Genomic DNA, 18805 nt, shown 5'->3' with positions numbered 1-18805 from the left:
TCATACTATTATAGGTTCCACAAAAGTGACATTTTCATAAGTGAATCCTAAGGTGACATTATCACAAGTTAACAACACCTGATGCAAATTGGTTTTGACAATAAACTAAATAAGTGTTAAAATATAAAAAATGAATAAAAAATAGCAAAAAATTATAAACATTATAAAATTTAAATAAAGGAGGATGAATCTTTAAAACATTCAAGTCGGCCCATTTTTAGCCGGAACTAGATAAAGAAAGCAGGTGAAAATGTGGAAAAAACAATTTTATGCTATGGAGACTCCAATACGTGGGGCTATATACCAGGCAGCGGCAAGCTGAGGTACGATAGGAAAATCCGCTGGCCGGGCCGGCTTCAGGAGTTTCTTGGGGAGGAATTCTATGTGATTGAGGAAGGATTAAACTCCAGAACCGTGGTGTGGGAGGATCCTGTCACCGGATATCGGAGCGGGCTGGAATATCTTATTCCCTGTCTTCAGACACACAGACCTTTGGATTTGCTTATTATTATGCTGGGAACCAATGATACACAGGAACGCTTTCAGCTGAACGGCTATAACATAGCCAGAAGTATGCGGCGCATGCTGGACGCTGTATTGATCTCCCGTTCCGGCAGAGAGGAGCAGGTGCCGAAGATACTCCTGGTAGCCCCGCCTCACATACGCGGCAATTTGCCGGAAACAGATCTTGGGGAGAATATGGGCAGGGGCTGTGAATGGCGTTCCCGGCAGATCGCACCATATTATGAAGAATTGTGCCGGGAGTACGGATGTGAGTATCTGGATGCCCAGGAGGTTTGCCAGGCAAGTCCAGTGGATGCTGTTCATCTGGACGCGGAGGGGCACAGGAATCTGGCGGAAGCTCTGGCAAAAAAAGTAAAAGAACTGCTGATCTAGCAGAACTGATAAGGAGGCAGGAATATGGATGCTGTAAATAAAGTGTTAACGACAATGACAGGCTTTTTGTTTGGCCCTTACATGCTGGTAATTTATTTCGGAACAGGGATATACCTTACCTTTCGGACAAAAGGAATTCAATTCCGAAAATTTGGATTGGCATTCAAATCTATGTTTGGTAAAAAGAAAACAGGGGATGGTGAGATACGCTCCTTCTGGGCCCTGGCTACAGCCTTGTCCTCCTGTATCGGCGTAGGCAATATTGCAGCGGTAGCCGCTGCTCTGGCAATAGGAGGTCCGGGAGCCATCTTCTGGATGTGGGTGGCTGCTATCTTTGGCATGGCCACCAAATATTCAGAAATTGCACTGGCTATGAAATACAGGGAAAAAGATGACAATGGCGTATGGCATGGAGGCGCTATGTATGTTCTGAAGAACGGCCTGCCCAATCATAAGGCGCTTGCAAAATTCCTGGGTGGATTTTTTGCATTTGCAGCTACCTTTGTGGGGTTAATCAGCTGTAATATGCTTCAGACGAATACGGTAGTGTCTTCCTTAGCGGCATACAGCGTGCCTGCATGGCTGATAGGCGCGATCTTTGCAGTATTGACAGGGGCGGTTGTTATCGGGGGCGTGAAGCGTCTTGGCCGTGTAACCTCTATCCTTACTCCAGTCATGGGGTGCATCTATATCCTGGCCGGTCTTGTGATATTAATTCTGCACGCAGATCAGATCCTTCCTTCCCTTGGACTTATTGTGACAAGTGCGTTTCAGGGAAAGGCGGCAACAGGCGGTTTTGCAGGTGCCACCATTGGGTTTGCCATCCGGCAGGGAGTTACAAGGGGGATTATGTCCAATGAGGCAGGTATCGGCTCTTCAGCAATGATCCATGCCACAGCCTCAGTAAATCACCCCTGTGAGCAGGCGGTCTTCGGCATTGTGGAAGTATTCTTTGATACGATTGTTGTGTGCACTATGACAGCTCTCGTTATTCTGACTACTGGTGTATGGAATTCAGGAGAAACCAGCGCAGCCCTCAGTGCACATGCATTCTCTGTGGGTCTTCCGGGAGAGTGGGGAAGCATCATCGTTATCGTTGCCACTATTTTATTCGCCTTTTCCACACTGCTTGGATGGTCCTGGTACGCGGAAACCGGCATGACATTCCTGTTTGGGGATAAGGTAGTAAAGCCTTTCCGTTTTGTTTGGTGTGTGTTTGCCTTTCTAGGGGCCGTTATTAATGTCAGTGTAGTCTGGAATCTTGCGGATACGGTCAATGGCCTGATGGCGCTCCCAAACCTGATATCCCTGTGGATATTTGCGGCTGTAGTGGTGAAACTTACAGAGAGCTATTTTGGAAAAGGAAAAAAGAATCAAGTATAACTACATACTTCTGTATGAGAGGTGCCGGTTAAAAACGGCGCCTCTTTTTGCACATAAATAATATGCCGGACATATAGTATTAAGAACTAAAACTGCCGGGAGAAAGAATATGACACCTGAAAGATATGATTTTGGATTCGTCGGCGGCGATATGCGTCAGGTATACTGCGCCAGAATATTGGCGGATAAAGGATACAGGATCTGCGCTTACGGAATGCCGGAAAGTGCAGACTGCGTGAGTAAGGCAGAATCTCTGGACAGCTTAGCCGAGGGTTCCCGGGCGATTGTGGGCCCTATCCCTCTTACAAAGAATCAGAAGGATATTTTCAGTACCAGCGAAAATCTGCCTGCTGCACTCGGAGAACTTTGCCGGGCAATGAAAAAGGGGCAGTGCCTCTATGCCGGATGTATCCCCCAAAGTATTAGTGATGAAGTAAAGCAAAAGGGCGCTGATGTGTATGATTTCATGAAGGATGAAGCGCTGACCCTTTATAACACCATAGCCACAGCAGAGGGGGCGATCGCAGAGGCAATCTCAAACAGCCCTGAAAACCTGGGACACAGCAGCTGCCTGGTTCTGGGATACGGAAGGTGTGCAAGAACACTCTGCGCTTATTTAAAAGGCATGTTCTGTAATGTTACTGTCTGTGCCAGACGTCCTGAAGCCAGGGCAATGGCGTCTATCATTTCCGATGATACGATCTCTCCGGAAGAATTAAATAAATATATGGGACAGTATTCCTTTATTTTTAATACCGTACCCTGCAGAATGATAGACCGCAGTCTGTTGGAAAAAATGCCGGATCGCGGAGTTATCATTGATCTTGCATCTGCCCCTGGGGGTGTGGACTATGAAGCGGCCAAAGAACTGAACCGGAAAGCCTGTCTCTGCCTTGGCCTTCCCGGGAAATATGCGCCGGGTTCATCCGGAAAAATGATTGCTGAAACTCTTATCCAATTAACACTTTCCAAAGAAGGAGCTGTAATATGAAATTAGAAAATAAAAATATCGGTATTGCCTTTACCGGGTCTTTTTGCACTTATAAAAAAGCCTTTGCAGAACTGCAGCAGCTGGTGAAGGAAGGGGCGAAAGTCCAGACGATTTTTTCCAATGCCTCGCAGACCATTGACAGCAGGTTTGGAGATGCACAGGATTTTGTAAAAAAAGCGGAAGAGATTACCGGAATCCCTCCTATGCTGTCCATTTCCCAGGCGGAACCCATCGGGCCGAAAAGCCTGCTGGATATCCTTGTCTTATTTCCCTGCACAGGAAATACAATCGCTAAGCTGGCAAACGGTATCACAGATACCCCTGTTCTCATGGCTGCGAAGGCGCATCTCAGGAATGAAAAGCCTTTGGTCATCTCTGTATCCACCAATGATGCATTGGGTATGAACATGAAAAATATAGGCCTTCTGCTGAATGCCAAACACATATACTTTGTGCCCTTTGGACAGGACGATCCGGTGAAGAAGCCAAACTCGATGATTGCCCATACGGGACTATTAGTTCCCACACTGGAAGCTGCTTTAGAAGGCAGACAGCTGCAGCCTATTATACAATAATATAGATTGAGGTGGAATTATGTGCGGAATCGCCGGATTTTGTAATCTAAGGGGAGAATTCACTAAGGAGAGAAATAAATGGGAGCGTCTGCTTGCCAGGATGAACAAAGTGCAGAAGAGAAGAGGGCCGGATGATGAGGGAATTTTCCTTTCCCCCCACTGCGGCCTGGCCCATGTCCGTCTGGCTATCATCGATCTTTTGACAGGGCATCAGCCAATGAAGAAGAAAACAGGGGGAAGAACCTGGACGATAGTATACAACGGTGAAATCTACAATATGAAGGAGCTGAGGCGGGAGCTTCAGTCAGAAGGTGCGGTATTTGAAACGGAGAGTGACACAGAAGTTATCCTAACAGGATACATTCTCCATGGAGAGACGTATATAAAAAAAATGAATGGTATATTTGCCGTCGCCATATGGGATGAGGGAGAAGATACTCTTTATCTGTTCAGAGATCGTCTGGGAATCAAACCTCTTTTTTATACTTTCCTGGACAATACGCTGATCTTTTCCTCGGAGATCAAGGGGCTCCTGGAGTATCCAGGGGTAAAACCACAGGTGGACAAAGAGGGACTTTGCGAAATCCTGGCACTGGGACCGGCAAAGACATACGGAAAGGGAGTTTTCCGAAATATCAAGGAAGTGCTGCCCGGACACAGGATACGCTTCTCCAAGGATTCTCTGGGGGAGCAGGCCTACTGGAAGCTGGAGAGCAGGCCTCATGAGGATTCCTATGAAAAGACGGTGGAAAAGACAGCCTGGCTGGTAGAAGATGCTGTAAAAAAGCAGATGCTTTCCGATATTCCCATAAGCACTTTCCTGTCCGGGGGAGTGGACAGCAGCCTGGTGACTGCTATCTGTGCCAAAGAACTGAAAAAGCAAGGCAAGATACTGAACACATTCTCTTTTGACTTTAAAGATAACCGAAAATACTTTAAAGCCAATGATTTTCAGCCCAGTGAAGACCGGCCCTGGGTGGATAAAATGGTGAATTACTCCCAGACAAACCACCATTATCTGGAGTGTGACAATATGGAACTCATAGACTATCTGTTCCAGGCTGTGGATGCCAGAGACTTACCCTGTATGGCGGATGTGGAATCCTCACTGCTGTACTTTTGTTCTAAAGTGGTTGACTATAATAAAGTGACACTGACAGGCGAATGTGCGGATGAAATCTTCGGCGGCTATCCCTGGTTTCATAAACAGGAAGCCTTCCGGACAGAAGCCTTTCCCTGGTCCTCAAGTATGGAACCCAGGAAAGTCCTGTTGTCTGACGATGTCATTCAGGAACTTCATTTGGAAGAATATGCGAAACAGGCCTATGAAATGACTATAGATGAAACTCCCTGCCTGGAGGGAGAAGACGCTGTGGAGAGAAGGCGCCGGGAGATTGCCTATCTCAATCTGCGGTGGTTCATGGTTACTCTGCTGGATCGCATGGACAGAACCAGTATGTACAATGGACTTGAGGCAAGAGTTCCTCTTGCAGACCACAGGATTGTGGAATATATATGGAACGTCCCATGGCAGATGAAGTGTCCGGACGGTATTGTGAAAGGTCTCCTGCGGGAAGCCGGGGCAGGAAAATTGCCGGATGAAGTGCTCTGGAGAAGAAAAAGCCCCTATCCAAAGACCTATCATCCGGAGTACGAGGCTTTGCTGGGCCAAAGATTACAGGAAGTTTTGGCAGATCCGGGAGCTCCGGTGAGAAAGATATTGGATACCGGGAAAGTTAAGAAATTCATTGAGAGTCCTTCCGATTACGGAAAACCCTGGTACGGCCAGCTGATGGCAGGGCCGCAGATGCTGGCGTATATGCTGCAGGTGAATTACTGGATGGAGACGTATGGGGTGGAATTGGTGTAGAAATTGGGATTTAGGAGTGTAACTTGGACATCGGCTCAGGAGTATTCAAGACGGCAGGTGTGGGTGGCAGGGGGACGGTGAGAGGAATCCCGCGGCAGCGGGCTGGCTGGTTCGGGCGGGAGGAAGGCTTAAGTTCCGGGGACACCTCCGTCGCGAAGAGAGTCTAAGACAAAACCGGAATCCCCGCCGGAGCACCGTTCGTATGTGCAAAGAATGCTTTATGTGCATTCTCTGCCCATGCTCACTTTTTTTCGGCCCTGACTGCCGAAAAAATCTCCTGCGGGAATCCCGGTTTTGCCTAAGACTCTCTAGTCACTCCTGCGGAATCGTCCCCGGAACTTAAGCCCTCCCTCCCGCCCGAACCAGCCCGCCCACCGCCGCAGGATTCCTCTCACCTGGGTATGGGGAAGTTCCAGGGGGGGAGATTTATCAGAATGGGAATGGAATCTTACACATAGGATATGGCTGTAAATTTGTCAGATAGAATATAGCTGTAATGTAGCCAGAAAGTATGGAAGTGATAACGGTAACAGGTTTGGCTGTTTATCCCAAACATCGAGTGATCATAAATGATAAATAATATGAAAAGTGTACAACTCTCGACCTTCCCCACCCGTTTTCCGTGAATGTGAAGTGAGTCTCTGCCAGGATATAGGAGGGAGCACCGGGGAGACAGGGCCAGGCCAGGGGGCGGGGTATAGGGAAAAGTCAGGGAGGTTAAGCGGAGTGAGCCGAAGATCCAGGCCACCAGCTGTTTAGCGAGGAAGGCTTTCCTGACGAGCTTAGCAGCTGGTAGGACTTAGCTGAGGGGAACGGAGCCTCGAGCTGACTTTTCCCTATACCCCGCCCCCTGGCCTGGCCCTGTCTCCCCGGTGCTCCCTCCTATATCCGTCCGTCTGCAACGCTCCGCTCGCCGACTATATAACCCCGAACTTCACATACACAAAACTATAATTTAACTCCCCGGTATTCCCTGTGTTCTTTTTGGATTTGCCTGAGTACATCCGGGTTTTCTGCCAGATGGTTGATGTACTGAGCGATTACCCGGGCGCCGTCTCGGAGGGTTTTTTTGCCCCGTTCTCCATGCATTGCCTGTTCGAATTCTCTGGTGTGGAAGTCAGCGAACTTGTCGGTGCACTGAAGTTCCAGATGGAAGGTTGGGATGATGAGATCTACGTTTCCTGCATCTGTAGAGCCCTCTGCCTTTTTCATTTCTTCCCAGGGCATATGCAGAGCGTCAAAAATCTCTCCGATGGTACGTATGGCTGTGGGAAGGTAGCTGAGATCCGCATAGAGTTCAGTATAGCCTTCTTTCAATTCATAGGTACAGCCGGTGGCGATGCAGGCTCCCCGGATACAGTTCATCAGCTTTTCTTTCAGCATATTCATATGTTCCATAGTAGCAGCACGGTAATAAAAATCCAGTTCCACTCTGTCAGGCACTGTATTGGGAACCTCTCCGCCTTTTACCACGATTCCGTGGATCTGACAGTCAGGGGGAATATGCTGGCGGAGCATATCTGAGGCATGCATGAAAAACTGAGCCGCATTCAGTGCATTGACACCCAGCTCAGGGCTGGAGGCAGCGTGGGTGGCGTTTCCTTTGAAAATAACATAGATGCCGTCACAGGCTACAATTTTGATCTGGGGATAATTGCGGTTGTCCAAGTGTCCCATAATCGCAAACTCATAGCCGTCAAAAGCGTGGTTTTTGGCCATTGCAACTTTGCCCCCGTACGCCTCTTCGTTTGGGGTTCCTATAATGTCCAGGCGGAAGGGAAAATCCGGATAGGCGTCCCGCAGGGCCAGGGCGGATAAGATGCTGATTGCTCCGCTGATGGAATGACCGCAGCCGTGTCCCACCTCCGGTAGGGCGTCATACTCGCACAAAAGGGCGGCCTTCGGCTTAGAAATCGAGGAGGGTCTTTGGTCAGAGGCCAGGAAGCTATAGGGCATGTCTCCGTAGGGAGCTGTGATCTCATAGCCCTGTTTGGCCAGAAACTCTGTGATTTTGCTCACAGCCTCTTTCTCACAGCCGCCTGTTTCGGGATGGTTAGTAATATAATCTCCCAGTTTCCAGCAGGGATTAAATAACCGGTCAATGGATGCGTTAAGTTTTTCCGAGAGTTTCATGATTCAGTCCTCCCTCCTGTTCTGTGCTCTGTATGCGGAATGCTCCTTCTGCAGCGCCGCCAGGCGCTCCGGCTGATATGCCAGGAGTGCCAGGTAGGCAGCCATGACAATGGTTCCGTCGATAAGTGTCTTTTTTCCCCTGTCGCCGTAGAGCAGTTTTTCCAGTTCTGGGGTATGGAAAGGGGTAAATTCATCGGAACAGCAGCAGCGCATACCTATGGTTGGAACCACAGTGTCTACATTTCCCAGATCTGAACTCCCGCTGGGCGGCTGGGAGGGCCAGTAAGGCATATGAAGCTCTTCATATATTTTGTGGATATCTGCGGAAGCCTCCCTGGCAGGGAAGAGCTCGCAATAAGTATCCCACCGCTGTTCTATGGTGTAAGTGCATCCGGTGGCAACAGCAGCACCCTTCACACAATTCTCAAGCTTCTCTCTCAGGTCTATGAGGCCTGACAGCGTTGCACAACGGAGGTAATAATCCAGAATTGCTTTATCGGGAACTATGTTGGGAACACTGCCGCATTCCGTAATGATTCCATGAAACTGACAGTCAGGGGTAAGATGCTGGCGGAGCATATCTGCTCCGTGGGAAAATAATTGTGCCGCGTTGTAGGCATTGATCCCGTCCCAGGGATTGCTGGAGGCGTGAGCCGGTTTTCCATAAAAAGTAATTAGCATGTCATTGGAAGCCAACAAAGGCCATTGTGCGGAATTGTCATTGGCCAGATGCGACATAATCGCCAGATCGTATTCGTCAAATACGTGCTGTTTTACCATAATAATCTTGCCGCCAATGGTTTCCTCTGCAGGAGTTCCAACAAGATCTATCTGCATGGGCAGTTCCGGGTATGCCTCCTGCAGGGCAAGTGCAGCCAGGATGCTGATCCCACAGCTTACAGAGTGGCCGCATCCATGCCCCATACCCGGCAGTGCGTCATACTCACACATTACGGCAGCTTTTGGATAGAGATCCCGGGGAATACCTTTTTGCTTCGCCTTAAAAGAATGGGGGATTCCGCAGGGAGACTCTATTTCATAGCCATGTTCCTGCAGAAAATCAACGATAAAGGCACAGCTTTTTTCTTCCTCCCCTGAGATCTCAGGATGTCTGGTCAGCCAGGAGGAAAATTCGAATATTTCATCGCTTAAATGTATAACGGCATCTTTTAATTTCTGATCTACCAAAGACATAAGTTTGGGCCTCCTCTCGGATTGCTGCAGCAGGAATCATGATTTTACAACACAGCCGGATTTTACTACAGTTGTCAGATTATTTCGGAAGGCTGAGATATCTTCCAGGGGGTTCTTGGATACGGCAATGATGTCAGCGATTTTTCCGGATTTTAAAGTTCCGTAGTCCTGCTCCACGCGCACAATTTTGGCGCTGTTGATGGTTGCCTGCTTAATGATATCCAGTTCTTTCATTCCCCAGAAATCTCTTCGCAGTGCAAATTCATCCGCATTTTCCCCGTGTACCAGAGGAACACCACCCTGGTCTGTGCCGAAACCAATCACAAGGCCTGCTTCATATGCCTTGCGGAGTCCTTCTTTCAGACATCCCAGAATCTTCTGTGCCTTTGCCTTCATAAAAATAGAAGTATCAGGAACGCTGTCAGCCAAAGCGTACAGACTGGTGAGGGTGGGCACTATATAAGATGTAGTGCTGTCTTTCAGCATCTCAATGGCTTCGTCGTCCAGGATAGTAGCATGCTCAATGGTACGCACTCCTGCCAGAATTGAATTTTTAATTGCCTGTGTGCCGTGGCAGTGTGTTGCTACGTATGTATCTTTAAATGCTGCCGCCTCTACCACAGCCTTCAGCTCGTCTAAGGTATAGATAGGCTGTCCAGGCTCTCCGCCGGGATTCATAACAGCTCCGGTGCCCATGATCTTAATAAAGTCGGCGCCGCGCTTCATCTCTTCCCGTACGGCCTTCCAAATCTCAGTTTTTCCGTCAGCCTCCGCATACATGCCCTGGAAATAGTCATTTCCGCACTCGGTAGCGGTGACGATTCTGCCGCAGGCAATAATATTGGGGCCAGGAAAATTTCCTGCCTGAATAGCATCTCTCAGCTCTACGGCAACATTATAGGAAGAACCCACATCTCTGACCGTGGTAAAGCCGGCCATTAAAGTATCTGCGGCATATTTTACAGCATCAAGAGCCTGCTGGATGGGAGATTTGGCATTGTCCACCAGAGTCTCACCGCCTGACAGGGTAAGATGAATGTGAAGGTCAAAAAGTCCGGGAAGAACATACTGCCCCTGCATATCCAAAACCTGGTCTCCTTCATTAGCCTGAAGTGTTCCGCAGGGGGCAATGGTTTTAATCCTGTCCTGCTCTACAAGGATATCTCCGGCTGTCTCCCCGAACCCCTCCACTAAATCTGCGATGAAATTACAATTCTTTAAAATTAACATAGTACCTCCTCTGCCAAAAAACGGCATACATTATATAGTATAGTCTGTCTCAGGACTGCCGGCCTGGCGTACCTGGATATGATCATCCTAGCATAGCCGACTTCCTTTGTAAATCATAAAATCTAAGTTGTTGACTTTACATTTCAATGCCCCTAAAATAAATCATATCAGATAAAAAAAAGAGAGGCAGAAGGCCGGAAAGATGAAAAAAACAGTAAGGCGCACCGTCACAGATAAAGAAGATACCATGCTTCTGGGTACTTTTATGAACCGTACGATGGGACTGACCAAGCGGCAGATTCGTCAGGCAAAGTTCAGGGAGCAGGGTATCTGTGTAAACGGAATAAGAAGCAGAAGCAATACTATATTGAAAAAAGGCGACGAGGTAGCGGTTCTTTTAGAGGATGAGAATACCGGATCAAGCCATTTGATTCCATGTATGGAAACGCCGCATGTGCTCTATGAGGATGAGGATCTTCTAATTGCAGACAAACCATCCGGTCTGACCGTCCATCCCTCCCCCGGCCATTACAGCAGGACATTGTCTAATATGCTGGCAGCGTATTTTATAAACAGAGGTGAGAAGGTACGTATACGCTCTGTGGGGCGGCTTGACAGGGAGACTTCCGGTATTGTAGTTTTTGCAAAGAGCCAGGCTGCTGCTGCGCGTCTTTTTCAGCAAAAAGAAAATGGCAGGTTTCAAAAAGAATATATAGCTGTTGTCCGGGGAGTGCCTGATATAAGGAAGGGTTCAATATACCACAGAATAGAAAGAGAGGAGAACTCTCTTATGAAGATGAAATTATCCCAGAGTGGAAAGACTGCGGTGACTCATTATCGGGTTATGGGGAGGGGAAAGGAGGATTCCTGCTCGGCGGTGGCCCTGTGTCTGGAAACGGGACGCACACATCAGATCCGTGTCCATATGGCAGGGTTGGGGCATCCTTTGCTGGGAGACTCTCTGTACGGAGGTCCCATGGAGCACATAAAAAGAACTGCACTTCACGCCTGGAAAGTGAAACTGATTCACCCCTTTACCGGGGAAGAAATCATGCTGTCAGCGGATTTTCCCCAGGATTTCAAAGAACTGTTGACAGAGATGGAGAGCTGTGATATGTTATAACAACAATAGAATTCAGGAGGTAGTGTTCATGTTTTCAACTCGTTTAAGATAAGTGATTTGGGAGAAGCTAAGTTCCGATGGGAGCTTTTTTCTGATCCTTATTTTGCGGAATTGAAGCATGAGCAGGCTGCCTCTGTTTTTTACAGAGTGTATATTCTGAAATTATGCTCTTTTTGCGGATGTAAGCAGCAGGCAAAGGTTCCAAGGGAACGTTTGTCTGTTGTTTTTTTTACTCAAAAAGAAAAAGGCATTCCGGTGCCTGATAACTAAAATGTGAGGTAAATATGAAAGAATGGAAGAAAAAATGTATCTTGTTTCTTGTCAGTCAGAATATCAGCCTTTTTGGGTCTTCTGTGGTTGGATATGCCATTACCTGGTATATTACACTGAAAACCTCATCGGGTATGTGGATGACTGCTTCAATCCTGTGCTCTCTGCTTCCCCAGCTTTTCATCTCTCTCTTTGCCGGGGTCTGGGCTGACCGGTATCACAGAAAAATGCTGATTATGGTGTCGGATGGCTTTATTGCTGCCTCAACGCTGGGACTTGCTCTGATGTTTTTAGTTGGAAAAGATTCGATGTGGATGCTTATGCTGGTATCAGCCGTCCGTTCAGTGGGAGCGGGAGTGCAGACGCCTGCCGTAGGAGCCATTGTCCCTCAGATTATTCCTCAGAAAAAGCTTACCAGAATGAATGGAATTAACCAGACGTGTAATTCAGTCCTTATGATGATTTCTCCTGCTGTGGGAGGCGTCCTTCTGGGAAGTGTGGGGATTGCCTGGGCGATGCTGGTAGATGTGATAACTGCAGCCCTTGCCATATGCGTTATGGCGTTTTTGAAGGTGGAAAAGCCCGTAAGCAAAGGCCAGATTTCCATGTGGAAGGAATTGAAAGAAGGAATTCAATATACCACAGGCCATGCCATTGTATCCAGGATACTGATTTTTTACGGAATTGCCTTCTTTCTTATAACTCCCGCTGCCTTTTTAACGCCTCTTATGATTGAGAGGACTTTTGGGAGTGAGGTGTGGAGGCTGTCGGCCAATGAAATCGTATGGACCGTTGGATCCCTTCTGGGAGGGATTTTTGTGGCCTGGAAGGGTAATTTTAAAGATAAGTGGAGAGTCATGGCAGTTTCCTATATAGGGTTTGGAATCACATTTCTTTTGCTTGGGCTGACTCCGTATTTCTGGATGTATCTGGCTGTAATGATGATCTCAGGGGCCTTTATGCCTGCCCTGGCCACAGCTTCTACAGTCATGCTCCAGGAAGAGGTTGAGGCAGGCAAATTAGGAAGAGTGTTTTCTGTATTTCAAATAATTTCAGGAAGTGTTATGCCCCTGGGAATGCTCATCTTCGGTCCTATGGCGGATCGGGTGCCGATACAGTGGATAATGGTGGGGAGCGGTGCTCTGCTGGCGGCTGCCGGGAAAATGATCAGGAGATAAATGATTATCTATCCATCTCAGACTGTCTTCCTGTCTGTTTGTGGGCAGAGATGATCCGGTTAATCTCTGTAAGATCAGAGGAGGGCAGATCCCCGGGAATGGTATTTTTCACTGCGCTTGTGGCATCGCCGTATTCCATTGCCCTTTGGCAGTCAAAGTCGTGGGCCAAAAGTCCGTACAGGGCGCCGGAGATAAAGGCATCTCCGCTGCCGATGCGGTCAACAACATCGATATCCCTGTAAGGCTCTTCCTCAAAATATGCGTCTGATTTGGCATCATATATAACGGAACCGAAGGTATGGACTTTGGGACTGTGTACAATTCTCTGGGTGGAAGCAACGATGGAGATAGGATACTCCTGGGTAAAGCTTTTCATGATGTCCTTTAGATTCCCTTCCTTCAGAAAAGTAAGGCGTGCGGTGTCTTCGGAGCAGAAAAAAATATCCACATAGGGCAGAATCTCTTCGATGCAGGCTTTGGCTTCTTCCCCTGACCAGAGATTTCCCCGGAAGTTAACATCAAAGGAAATAATAGTTCCCTGTTCCTTAAACCGCTTGATCATTTCGATGCCTGTGCGGCGGGCCTGAGGGCTGAGGGCCAGGGTGATTCCGCTGGTATGGAAACAGCGGGCGGAAGCGTAGAGATCTTCGGAAAAGTCAGAGACATCTATTTTGTTCATGGAGGTATACATACGGTCATATACGATGCTGGGCTTCCTTGGATGGGCTCCGTTTTCATAGTAATATACCCCGAGGCGTGCGTCCTTACTGGTATCGTATACCAGATAATCGTCGCTGACTCCGCAGAATCGCACGCGGTTTTTAATAAAGGTACCCATATCGTTAGAGGGCAGCTTTGAAATAATACCGGTACGCAAACCCAGAAGTGAGGCGCCGGAGACAACGTTTAGTTCGGCTCCCCCCACTTGCTTCTGAAAGGTTTCTCCCCTGGTAAGGCGCTCGTTGTTGGGCGGGGATAAACGCAGCAGCAATTCTCCAAGTGCCAGAATATCAAAATCTTTTTTGTTTTTCATGTTAAAAAACTCCTCTATAAAAGTGGGATGCTGCATGGCAACAGCATCCCCAGGAATTACATCCCAATGGCAATAGGGAAATGTAAACAGTAAAAGTTATTAGGTTAATTCAAAAACTATCTCTGGACACGGCCGGAAGCGTCTCCGCCTGCCAGTTTATTCACTTCATCCATGGATACCATGTTAAAGTCGCCTTCAATTGAATGCTTCAGGCAGGAAGCAGCAACCGCGAATTCTATGGCTGTCTGAGAATCACATCCGTTTAAGCAGGAGCAGATTAATCCGCCGCCGAAGCTGTCGCCGCCGCCCACGCGGTCAACGATGTGCATCTTATATTTTTTGCTGAAAAAGTAATCCGTACCATCATATAACATACCGGACCAGTTATTGTCATTGGCGGACAAGGACTCCCGGAGTGTGATCGCAACCTTGGAGAAACCAAAACGGTCAGCCAGCTGCTTGGCTACATCCTTATAACCTTCATGATTTACAGTACCTGCGGTAACATCAGTATTGGCAGCCTTAATGCCAAAGACATCAGAGGCGTCTTCTTCGTTGGCAATACAAACATCTACATACTTGCACAGTTCACCCATAACCTGTCCGGCTTTTTCTTTGGACCATAATTTATTTCTGTAATTCAGGTCACAGGAAATCGTAACACCGGCTTCCTTGGCAGCTTTGCAGGCTTCCAGGCAGATAGCAGCCACATCATCGTTTAACGCAGGTGTGATACCAGTAAAATGGAACCAGTCTGCACCGTCGAAGATGGCGTTCCAGTCAAAATCTGCTGTGTTTGCTGTTGCAATGGAAGAACCTGCTCTGTCATAGATTACTTTGGAGGGTCTTTGGGAAGCTCCTTTTTCCAGGAAATAGATACCTACTCTGTCTCCGCCCCGGGCGATAAAAGAGGTATCAACGCCGTATTTGCGCAGTGAGTTAACTGCAGCCTGGCCGATTTCGTGCTTTGGAAGCTTGGTGACAAACTTAGCATCAAATCCATAATTGGCAAGTGATACGGCAACGTTGGCCTCTCCTCCGCCGTAGGTTGCCCCAAAGGTATCTGCCTGTACAAAACGGTAGTATCCTTCCGGAGCCAGTCTTAACATAATTTCACCAAAGGTAATTACTTTTTTTGCCATAATGAGTCTTCGTCCTTTCTTAATAAAAAATTTTCATTTATTATATTACAAATTGAGTTTAGAATCTTTTAGCTTCTTGCTTCTTTTACAATGGCAACTGCTTCTTTGGTAAGTCGGGTAATCTCCGCAAAGTTCCCTTCATCTACCAGACTGCCTTTTACCATCCAGCTCCCTCCGCAGGCAACGATACGGTCGTAAGCCAGGTAATCTTTCACGTTAGCTGCATTGATACCGCCGGTTGGCATAAACTTAAGTCCCACGTAAGGAGCGGCGATAGCTTTGATCATTTTTAATCCGCCAGCAGGTTCTGCGGGGAAGAACTTCACAACCTCCAGTCCATTTTCCAGTGCCTGTTCTATATCGCTTGGATTACAGCATCCAGGTGTGATGAGGATTCCTTTTTCTACGCAGTATTTTACGATTCGCGGGTTCAGACCCGGGCTTACGATGAATTTGGCGCCCGCGGCTACTGCGCGGTCAACCTGATCTGTAGTGAGTACGGTTCCCGCACCGATTAACATGTGAGGAAATTTCTCTGCCATGATACGGATGGATTCCTCCGCCGCAGCAGTACGGAAGGTCACCTCTGCACAGGGGAGGCCTCCGTCGCACAGGGCTTTTGCAAGGGGTTCTGCATCTTTCGCATCGTTTAACACAACAACAGGTACGATGCCAAGCTTCTGGATCTGCTCTAATACTTCATGCATGGTTCATTTCTCCTTTTTTATATGTTTGTTTTGAAGTTCCATAATATGAAACTAAGTTTCGTAATGTGATATCTTAATTCCGATTATAGCACTGACTAATATGATGTCAATAGGATTTCCGATAAATTTCATATTATGGAACAAAATGAGGAAATAAGGCAAAAAATACCTTGCATTTCCAATTAGAGTCATGCTATAATGCTAAAGGTCAAAAATAAACACGCAGCCGGATTCCAAAGGAGGGTGCTGAATTCTTCTATATGAATATAGGAAGAATGACGTTCCTGCGGGAGATGAAGAATGCGGAAGAAAACAACCAAAAGGAGAGTAAAAACATGAGCGTTATTTCAATGAAACAGCTGTTAGAAGCCGGTGTTCATTTCGGACATCAGACAAGAAGATGGAACCCTAAAATGGCAGAGTATATCTACACAGAGAGAAACGGAATCTACATTATCGACCTGCAGAAATCCGTTGGAATGGTAGATGATGCTTACAAAGCAATCGCTGATATTGCTGCAGAAGGCGGCACAATTCTTTTCGTGGGAACTAAAAAGCAGGCTCAGGATGCTATCAAGACAGAGGCAGAGCGCTGTGGAATGTTCTATGTCAACGAGAGATGGTTAGGCGGTATGCTTACAAACTTCAAAACGATCCAGAGCAGAATCGCAAGATTAAAAGAAATCGAAGCAATGGAAGCTGACGGAACCTTTGACGTTCTTCCTAAGAAAGAAGTTATTGCTCTTAGAAAAGAATTAGCAAAGCTTCAGAAGAACCTTGGCGGTATTAAAGAAATGAAGAAGATTCCGGATGCTATCTTTATCGTAGATCCTAAAAAGGAGAGAATCTGTGTGCAGGAAGCTCACACATTAGGAATTCCTCTTATCGGTATTGCAGATACAAACTGCGATCCGGAAGAATTAGATTACGTAATCCCGGGCAATGACGATGCAATCCGTGCAGTAAAATTAATCGTTTCCAAAATGGCTGACGCTGTAATCGAGGCAAATCAGGGCGCAACAGCAGAAGAAGAAATCTTTGAGGATGTTACAGAGGGCTCTGATGACATCGAAGAGATTGTAGCGGCAGAAAGCGAAGAAGCTTAATTACCATATTATTTTCAGGAGGAAAACACAATGGCTATTACAGCAGCAATGGTTAAAGAATTAAGAGAAATCAGCGGCGCTGGTATGATGGACTGTAAGAAAGCTCTTACAGCAACAGAAGGCGATATGGATAAAGCAATGGAGTTCTTAAGAGAAAAAGGACTTGCAACAGCACAGAAAAAGGCTGGAAGAATAGCTGCAGAAGGACTGTGCAGAACTTTATTAATAAATGACGACAAAAAGGCTGTGGTTGTAGAAGTAAATGCAGAGACAGACTTTGTGGCGAAAAACGAGAAGTTCCAGGAGTATGTTGCTCAGGTTGCAGAGCAGGCAGCAGAGACAAGCGCAGCAGACATCGAAGCTTTCCTGGCAGAGCCATGGAAATTTGATACTTCAAAGACAGTATCCGAAGCTTTAGCAGGACAGATTGCAGTAATCGGAGAGAATATGAATATCAGAAGATTCCAGCAGATGTCTGAGGAGAATGGTTTTATTGCATCTTATACTCATATGGGCGGTAAAATCGGCGTTTTAGTAGACGTGGAAACAGACGTTATAAATGACGCAGTGAGAGAGATGGCTAAAAACGTTGCTATGCAGGTTGCGGCTATTAAGCCTCTGTACACCAACAGAGATGAAGTGGATGCGGCTTATATCGAGCACGAAAAAGAAATCTTAACCGTACAGGCCAAGAACGAAAAACCAGATGCCAATGACAAGATCATCAGCGGAATGGTTATGGGACGTATTAATAAAGAATTAAAAGAAATCTGTCTTTTAGATCAGGTTTACGTAAAAGCAGAAGACGGAAAACAAAACGTTGGCGCATACGTAAAAGAGGTAGCAAAGGCAAACAATGCCAACATCACAATCAAAGGATTTGTTCGTTTTGAGACTGGTGAAGGAATTGAGAAGAGAGAAGAGAATTTTGCTGAGGAAGTAGCAAAGCAGATGGGAAACTAATCTGGAACTTCTGAGATAGCGAAAAACACCGTATTCCCTTTGTTTATCAGGCTCAATAGGAGATTTGCAGCTATCATAAACTATCGCAAAATATCAAAGAATATCATGCTGTTTTGGGTATAGAATGGGTAGCTGATTGGGTAAAAAGTGATACCCAAGTGTTCAACGAGAATTTTGCTTGCTTATTAACATGAGGCTATATGGTTAAAGAACTTATTAAACGCACTGCCATTTGAGGCAGTGCGTTTTTTCTGAATAAAAAGAGCTGTTACAAAAAAAGTTTTCATGTCAAGTGTTGAGCTATGCTGAGAAAGTGTAAGTACCTACCGTTTCTTTTTACAAATCATGTTTAAGGATGCGTTTTTGTGCAATCTCATAGACTTCGTCATCTGCCCGTGCGCCGATTACGACAACCAGCATGTCATCGTCACGCCAGATGAGCTGGTATACGATACGAAGGCCGGCACCTCGGAGTTTGATCTTTAAGAAGCCGGAAAGATTGGTGTTATTTTTGTTTCCCAGGAGTTTTCCGTAGCCGCCTTCGGTTTCTGGCAATGGATTTTGGCAGACTTTTTGAATCGCTTTGCGAATTAGGATTTTCTGGCTGCCATCCAGTTTGCGGAGGTCTTCAAGGGCTTCAGGAAGGTATTTGACATCCCAGCTCATTCAAATTCAATGTCATCCGTTTCTTCATAGTCAGCAGGGATGAATCCAAATTCCCGGTCCACCTGTTCCTGGGAGATAACGGCGGAGGGATTAAAAGCAGACATGCGTTGTGTGGCGGTGGCTAAGAGCCTTGCATCATTTACCTCATCTAGAAGGCGGATATACTCTTCCGGAGAAAGAAGGACGCACTCAGGGGAGTTGTTCTTCATGACAACCTTTGCACCGTGGCGCTTTACTTCTTCAAAGATTTTTCCGGCTAATCCACGGTTGAATTGGGAAATGGGAATTGTGTTTTCAATAGCACTTCTAATACTCATAATCATCACCTCTTTACTATAGTATAT

Annotated in this window: 17 protein-coding genes; 9 read left to right on the top strand and 8 right to left on the bottom strand. The window is 46.8% G+C overall.

Features of this window, described 5'->3' with window-relative positions:
• Positions 1-252 precede the first annotated feature (252 nt).
• The 5 genes from GKG41_RS16105 to asnB all read left to right on the top strand — a co-directional run bounded on the left by GKG41_RS16105 (position 253) and on the right by asnB (position 5716).
• Entirely contained in the window at positions 253-897 is a 645-nt protein-coding gene (locus GKG41_RS16105) for an SGNH/GDSL hydrolase family protein (RefSeq protein ID WP_154260487.1), read from the top strand.
• Between the two features lie 24 nt (positions 898-921).
• A complete protein-coding gene (locus tag GKG41_RS16100) occupies positions 922-2280 on the top strand; it encodes a sodium:alanine symporter family protein (protein WP_154260485.1) in 1359 nt (452 codons plus the stop codon).
• A gap of 109 nt (positions 2281-2389) precedes the next feature.
• Entirely contained in the window at positions 2390-3271 is an 882-nt protein-coding gene (gene dpsA, locus GKG41_RS16095; RefSeq protein ID WP_154260483.1) for a dipicolinate synthase subunit DpsA, read from the top strand.
• Positions 3268-3846 (top strand): dipicolinate synthase subunit B, encoded by a 579-nt coding sequence (locus GKG41_RS16090; protein WP_154260481.1) that lies wholly within the window; start codon positions 3268-3270, stop codon positions 3844-3846. The genes dpsA and GKG41_RS16090 overlap by 4 nt, the downstream gene beginning before the upstream one ends.
• Positions 3847-3865: 19 nt before the next feature.
• Positions 3866-5716 carry an asparagine synthase (glutamine-hydrolyzing) gene (gene asnB, locus GKG41_RS16085; RefSeq protein ID WP_154260479.1) on the top strand — a complete coding sequence of 617 codons (1851 nt, stop codon included), beginning with the start codon at positions 3866-3868 and terminating at the stop codon, positions 5714-5716.
• Positions 5717-6664: 948 nt separating this feature from the next.
• On the opposite strand, the gene GKG41_RS16080 is transcribed toward asnB, so the two are convergent.
• The 3 genes from GKG41_RS16080 to GKG41_RS16070 are packed head-to-tail and all read right to left on the bottom strand — an operon-like array spanning position 6665 to position 10273.
• The gene (locus GKG41_RS16080) at positions 6665-7849 is read right to left on the bottom strand and encodes a M20/M25/M40 family metallo-hydrolase (RefSeq protein WP_154260477.1); all 1185 of its coding nucleotides are present in this window, start codon (positions 7847-7849) and stop codon (positions 6665-6667) included.
• A gap of 3 nt (positions 7850-7852) precedes the next feature.
• Positions 7853-9043, bottom strand: a complete 1191-nt coding sequence (locus tag GKG41_RS16075) for a M20/M25/M40 family metallo-hydrolase (protein ID WP_154260475.1) — start codon at positions 9041-9043, stop codon at positions 7853-7855.
• A 36-nt stretch (positions 9044-9079) separates the two neighbouring features.
• Positions 9080-10273: an amidohydrolase family protein gene (locus GKG41_RS16070; protein WP_173015624.1), complete on the bottom strand. Its 1194-nt coding sequence runs from the start codon at positions 10271-10273 to the stop codon at positions 9080-9082.
• Positions 10274-10475: 202 nt separating this feature from the next.
• On the opposite strand from GKG41_RS16070, the gene GKG41_RS16065 reads away from it, so the two are divergent.
• Positions 10476-11396 (top strand): RluA family pseudouridine synthase, encoded by a 921-nt coding sequence (locus GKG41_RS16065; RefSeq protein WP_154260471.1) that lies wholly within the window; start codon positions 10476-10478, stop codon positions 11394-11396.
• Between the two features lie 284 nt (positions 11397-11680).
• Complete coding sequence (locus tag GKG41_RS16060) at positions 11681-12844, top strand: MFS transporter (protein ID WP_154260469.1); 1164 nt, start codon at positions 11681-11683, stop codon at positions 12842-12844.
• Between the two features lie 4 nt (positions 12845-12848).
• Here GKG41_RS16060 and GKG41_RS16055 read toward each other — a convergent pair whose 3' ends face one another.
• From GKG41_RS16055 to GKG41_RS16045, 3 genes are all read right to left on the bottom strand, one after another.
• Positions 12849-13877, bottom strand: coding sequence for a sugar kinase (locus GKG41_RS16055; protein ID WP_154260467.1), 1029 nt, complete (start codon positions 13875-13877; stop codon positions 12849-12851).
• Between the two features lie 116 nt (positions 13878-13993).
• Positions 13994-15019 (bottom strand): sugar kinase, encoded by a 1026-nt coding sequence (locus GKG41_RS16050; RefSeq protein WP_154260465.1) that lies wholly within the window; start codon positions 15017-15019, stop codon positions 13994-13996.
• Positions 15020-15087: 68 nt separating this feature from the next.
• Positions 15088-15726 (bottom strand): bifunctional 4-hydroxy-2-oxoglutarate aldolase/2-dehydro-3-deoxy-phosphogluconate aldolase, encoded by a 639-nt coding sequence (locus GKG41_RS16045; RefSeq protein ID WP_154260464.1) that lies wholly within the window; start codon positions 15724-15726, stop codon positions 15088-15090.
• A gap of 335 nt (positions 15727-16061) precedes the next feature.
• On the opposite strand from GKG41_RS16045, the gene rpsB reads away from it, so the two are divergent.
• Complete coding sequence (gene rpsB / locus GKG41_RS16040; protein ID WP_154260462.1) at positions 16062-16832, top strand: 30S ribosomal protein S2; 771 nt, start codon at positions 16062-16064, stop codon at positions 16830-16832.
• Between the two features lie 30 nt (positions 16833-16862).
• A complete protein-coding gene (gene tsf, locus GKG41_RS16035) occupies positions 16863-17795 on the top strand; it encodes a translation elongation factor Ts (RefSeq protein ID WP_154260460.1) in 933 nt (310 codons plus the stop codon).
• A gap of 336 nt (positions 17796-18131) precedes the next feature.
• On the opposite strand, the gene GKG41_RS16030 is transcribed toward tsf, so the two are convergent.
• Together GKG41_RS16030 and GKG41_RS16025 are read right to left on the bottom strand one after the other, a co-directional pair.
• Positions 18132-18461 carry a type II toxin-antitoxin system RelE/ParE family toxin gene (locus GKG41_RS16030; protein ID WP_154260458.1) on the bottom strand — a complete coding sequence of 110 codons (330 nt, stop codon included), beginning with the start codon at positions 18459-18461 and terminating at the stop codon, positions 18132-18134.
• On the bottom strand, positions 18458-18778 hold the full coding sequence (locus GKG41_RS16025; RefSeq protein ID WP_243141065.1) for a type II toxin-antitoxin system Phd/YefM family antitoxin: 321 nt from the start codon (positions 18776-18778) through the stop codon (positions 18458-18460). Before GKG41_RS16025 ends, GKG41_RS16030 begins: the two co-directional genes overlap by 4 nt.
• Positions 18779-18805: the final 27 nt, after the last annotated feature.

Origin of the sequence: Lactonifactor sp. BIOML-A5, from assembly GCF_009677585.1 — a bacterium.
Classification (GTDB): domain Bacteria; phylum Bacillota; class Clostridia; order Lachnospirales; family Lachnospiraceae; genus Lactonifactor.
This window is presented reverse-complemented; position numbering and strand designations above follow the sequence as displayed.

What these genes read in the sequence shown, in the direction of transcription:
- GKG41_RS16100 (WP_154260485.1), top strand. Translation starts at nt 922, where the DNA reads ATGGATGCTGTAAATAAAGTGTTAACGACAATGACAGGCTTTTTGTTT.
- dpsA (WP_154260483.1), top strand. Translation starts at nt 2,390, where the DNA reads ATGACACCTGAAAGATATGATTTTGGATTCGTCGGCGGCGATATGCGT.
- GKG41_RS16090 (WP_154260481.1), top strand. Translation starts at nt 3,268, where the DNA reads ATGAAATTAGAAAATAAAAATATCGGTATTGCCTTTACCGGGTCTTTT.
- asnB (WP_154260479.1), top strand. Translation starts at nt 3,866, where the DNA reads ATGTGCGGAATCGCCGGATTTTGTAATCTAAGGGGAGAATTCACTAAG.
- GKG41_RS16080 (WP_154260477.1), bottom strand. Translation starts at nt 7,849, where the DNA reads ATGAAACTCTCGGAAAAACTTAACGCATCCATTGACCGGTTATTTAAT.
- GKG41_RS16075 (WP_154260475.1), bottom strand. Translation starts at nt 9,043, where the DNA reads ATGTCTTTGGTAGATCAGAAATTAAAAGATGCCGTTATACATTTAAGC.
- GKG41_RS16070 (WP_173015624.1), bottom strand. Translation starts at nt 10,273, where the DNA reads ATGTTAATTTTAAAGAATTGTAATTTCATCGCAGATTTAGTGGAGGGG.
- GKG41_RS16065 (WP_154260471.1), top strand. Translation starts at nt 10,476, where the DNA reads ATGAAAAAAACAGTAAGGCGCACCGTCACAGATAAAGAAGATACCATG.
- GKG41_RS16060 (WP_154260469.1), top strand. Translation starts at nt 11,681, where the DNA reads ATGAAAGAATGGAAGAAAAAATGTATCTTGTTTCTTGTCAGTCAGAAT.
- GKG41_RS16055 (WP_154260467.1), bottom strand. Translation starts at nt 13,877, where the DNA reads ATGAAAAACAAAAAAGATTTTGATATTCTGGCACTTGGAGAATTGCTG.
- GKG41_RS16050 (WP_154260465.1), bottom strand. Translation starts at nt 15,019, where the DNA reads ATGGCAAAAAAAGTAATTACCTTTGGTGAAATTATGTTAAGACTGGCT.
- GKG41_RS16045 (WP_154260464.1), bottom strand. Translation starts at nt 15,726, where the DNA reads ATGCATGAAGTATTAGAGCAGATCCAGAAGCTTGGCATCGTACCTGTT.
- rpsB (WP_154260462.1), top strand. Translation starts at nt 16,062, where the DNA reads ATGAGCGTTATTTCAATGAAACAGCTGTTAGAAGCCGGTGTTCATTTC.
- tsf (WP_154260460.1), top strand. Translation starts at nt 16,863, where the DNA reads ATGGCTATTACAGCAGCAATGGTTAAAGAATTAAGAGAAATCAGCGGC.
- GKG41_RS16030 (WP_154260458.1), bottom strand. Translation starts at nt 18,461, where the DNA reads ATGAGCTGGGATGTCAAATACCTTCCTGAAGCCCTTGAAGACCTCCGC.
- GKG41_RS16025 (WP_243141065.1), bottom strand. Translation starts at nt 18,778, where the DNA reads ATGAGTATTAGAAGTGCTATTGAAAACACAATTCCCATTTCCCAATTC.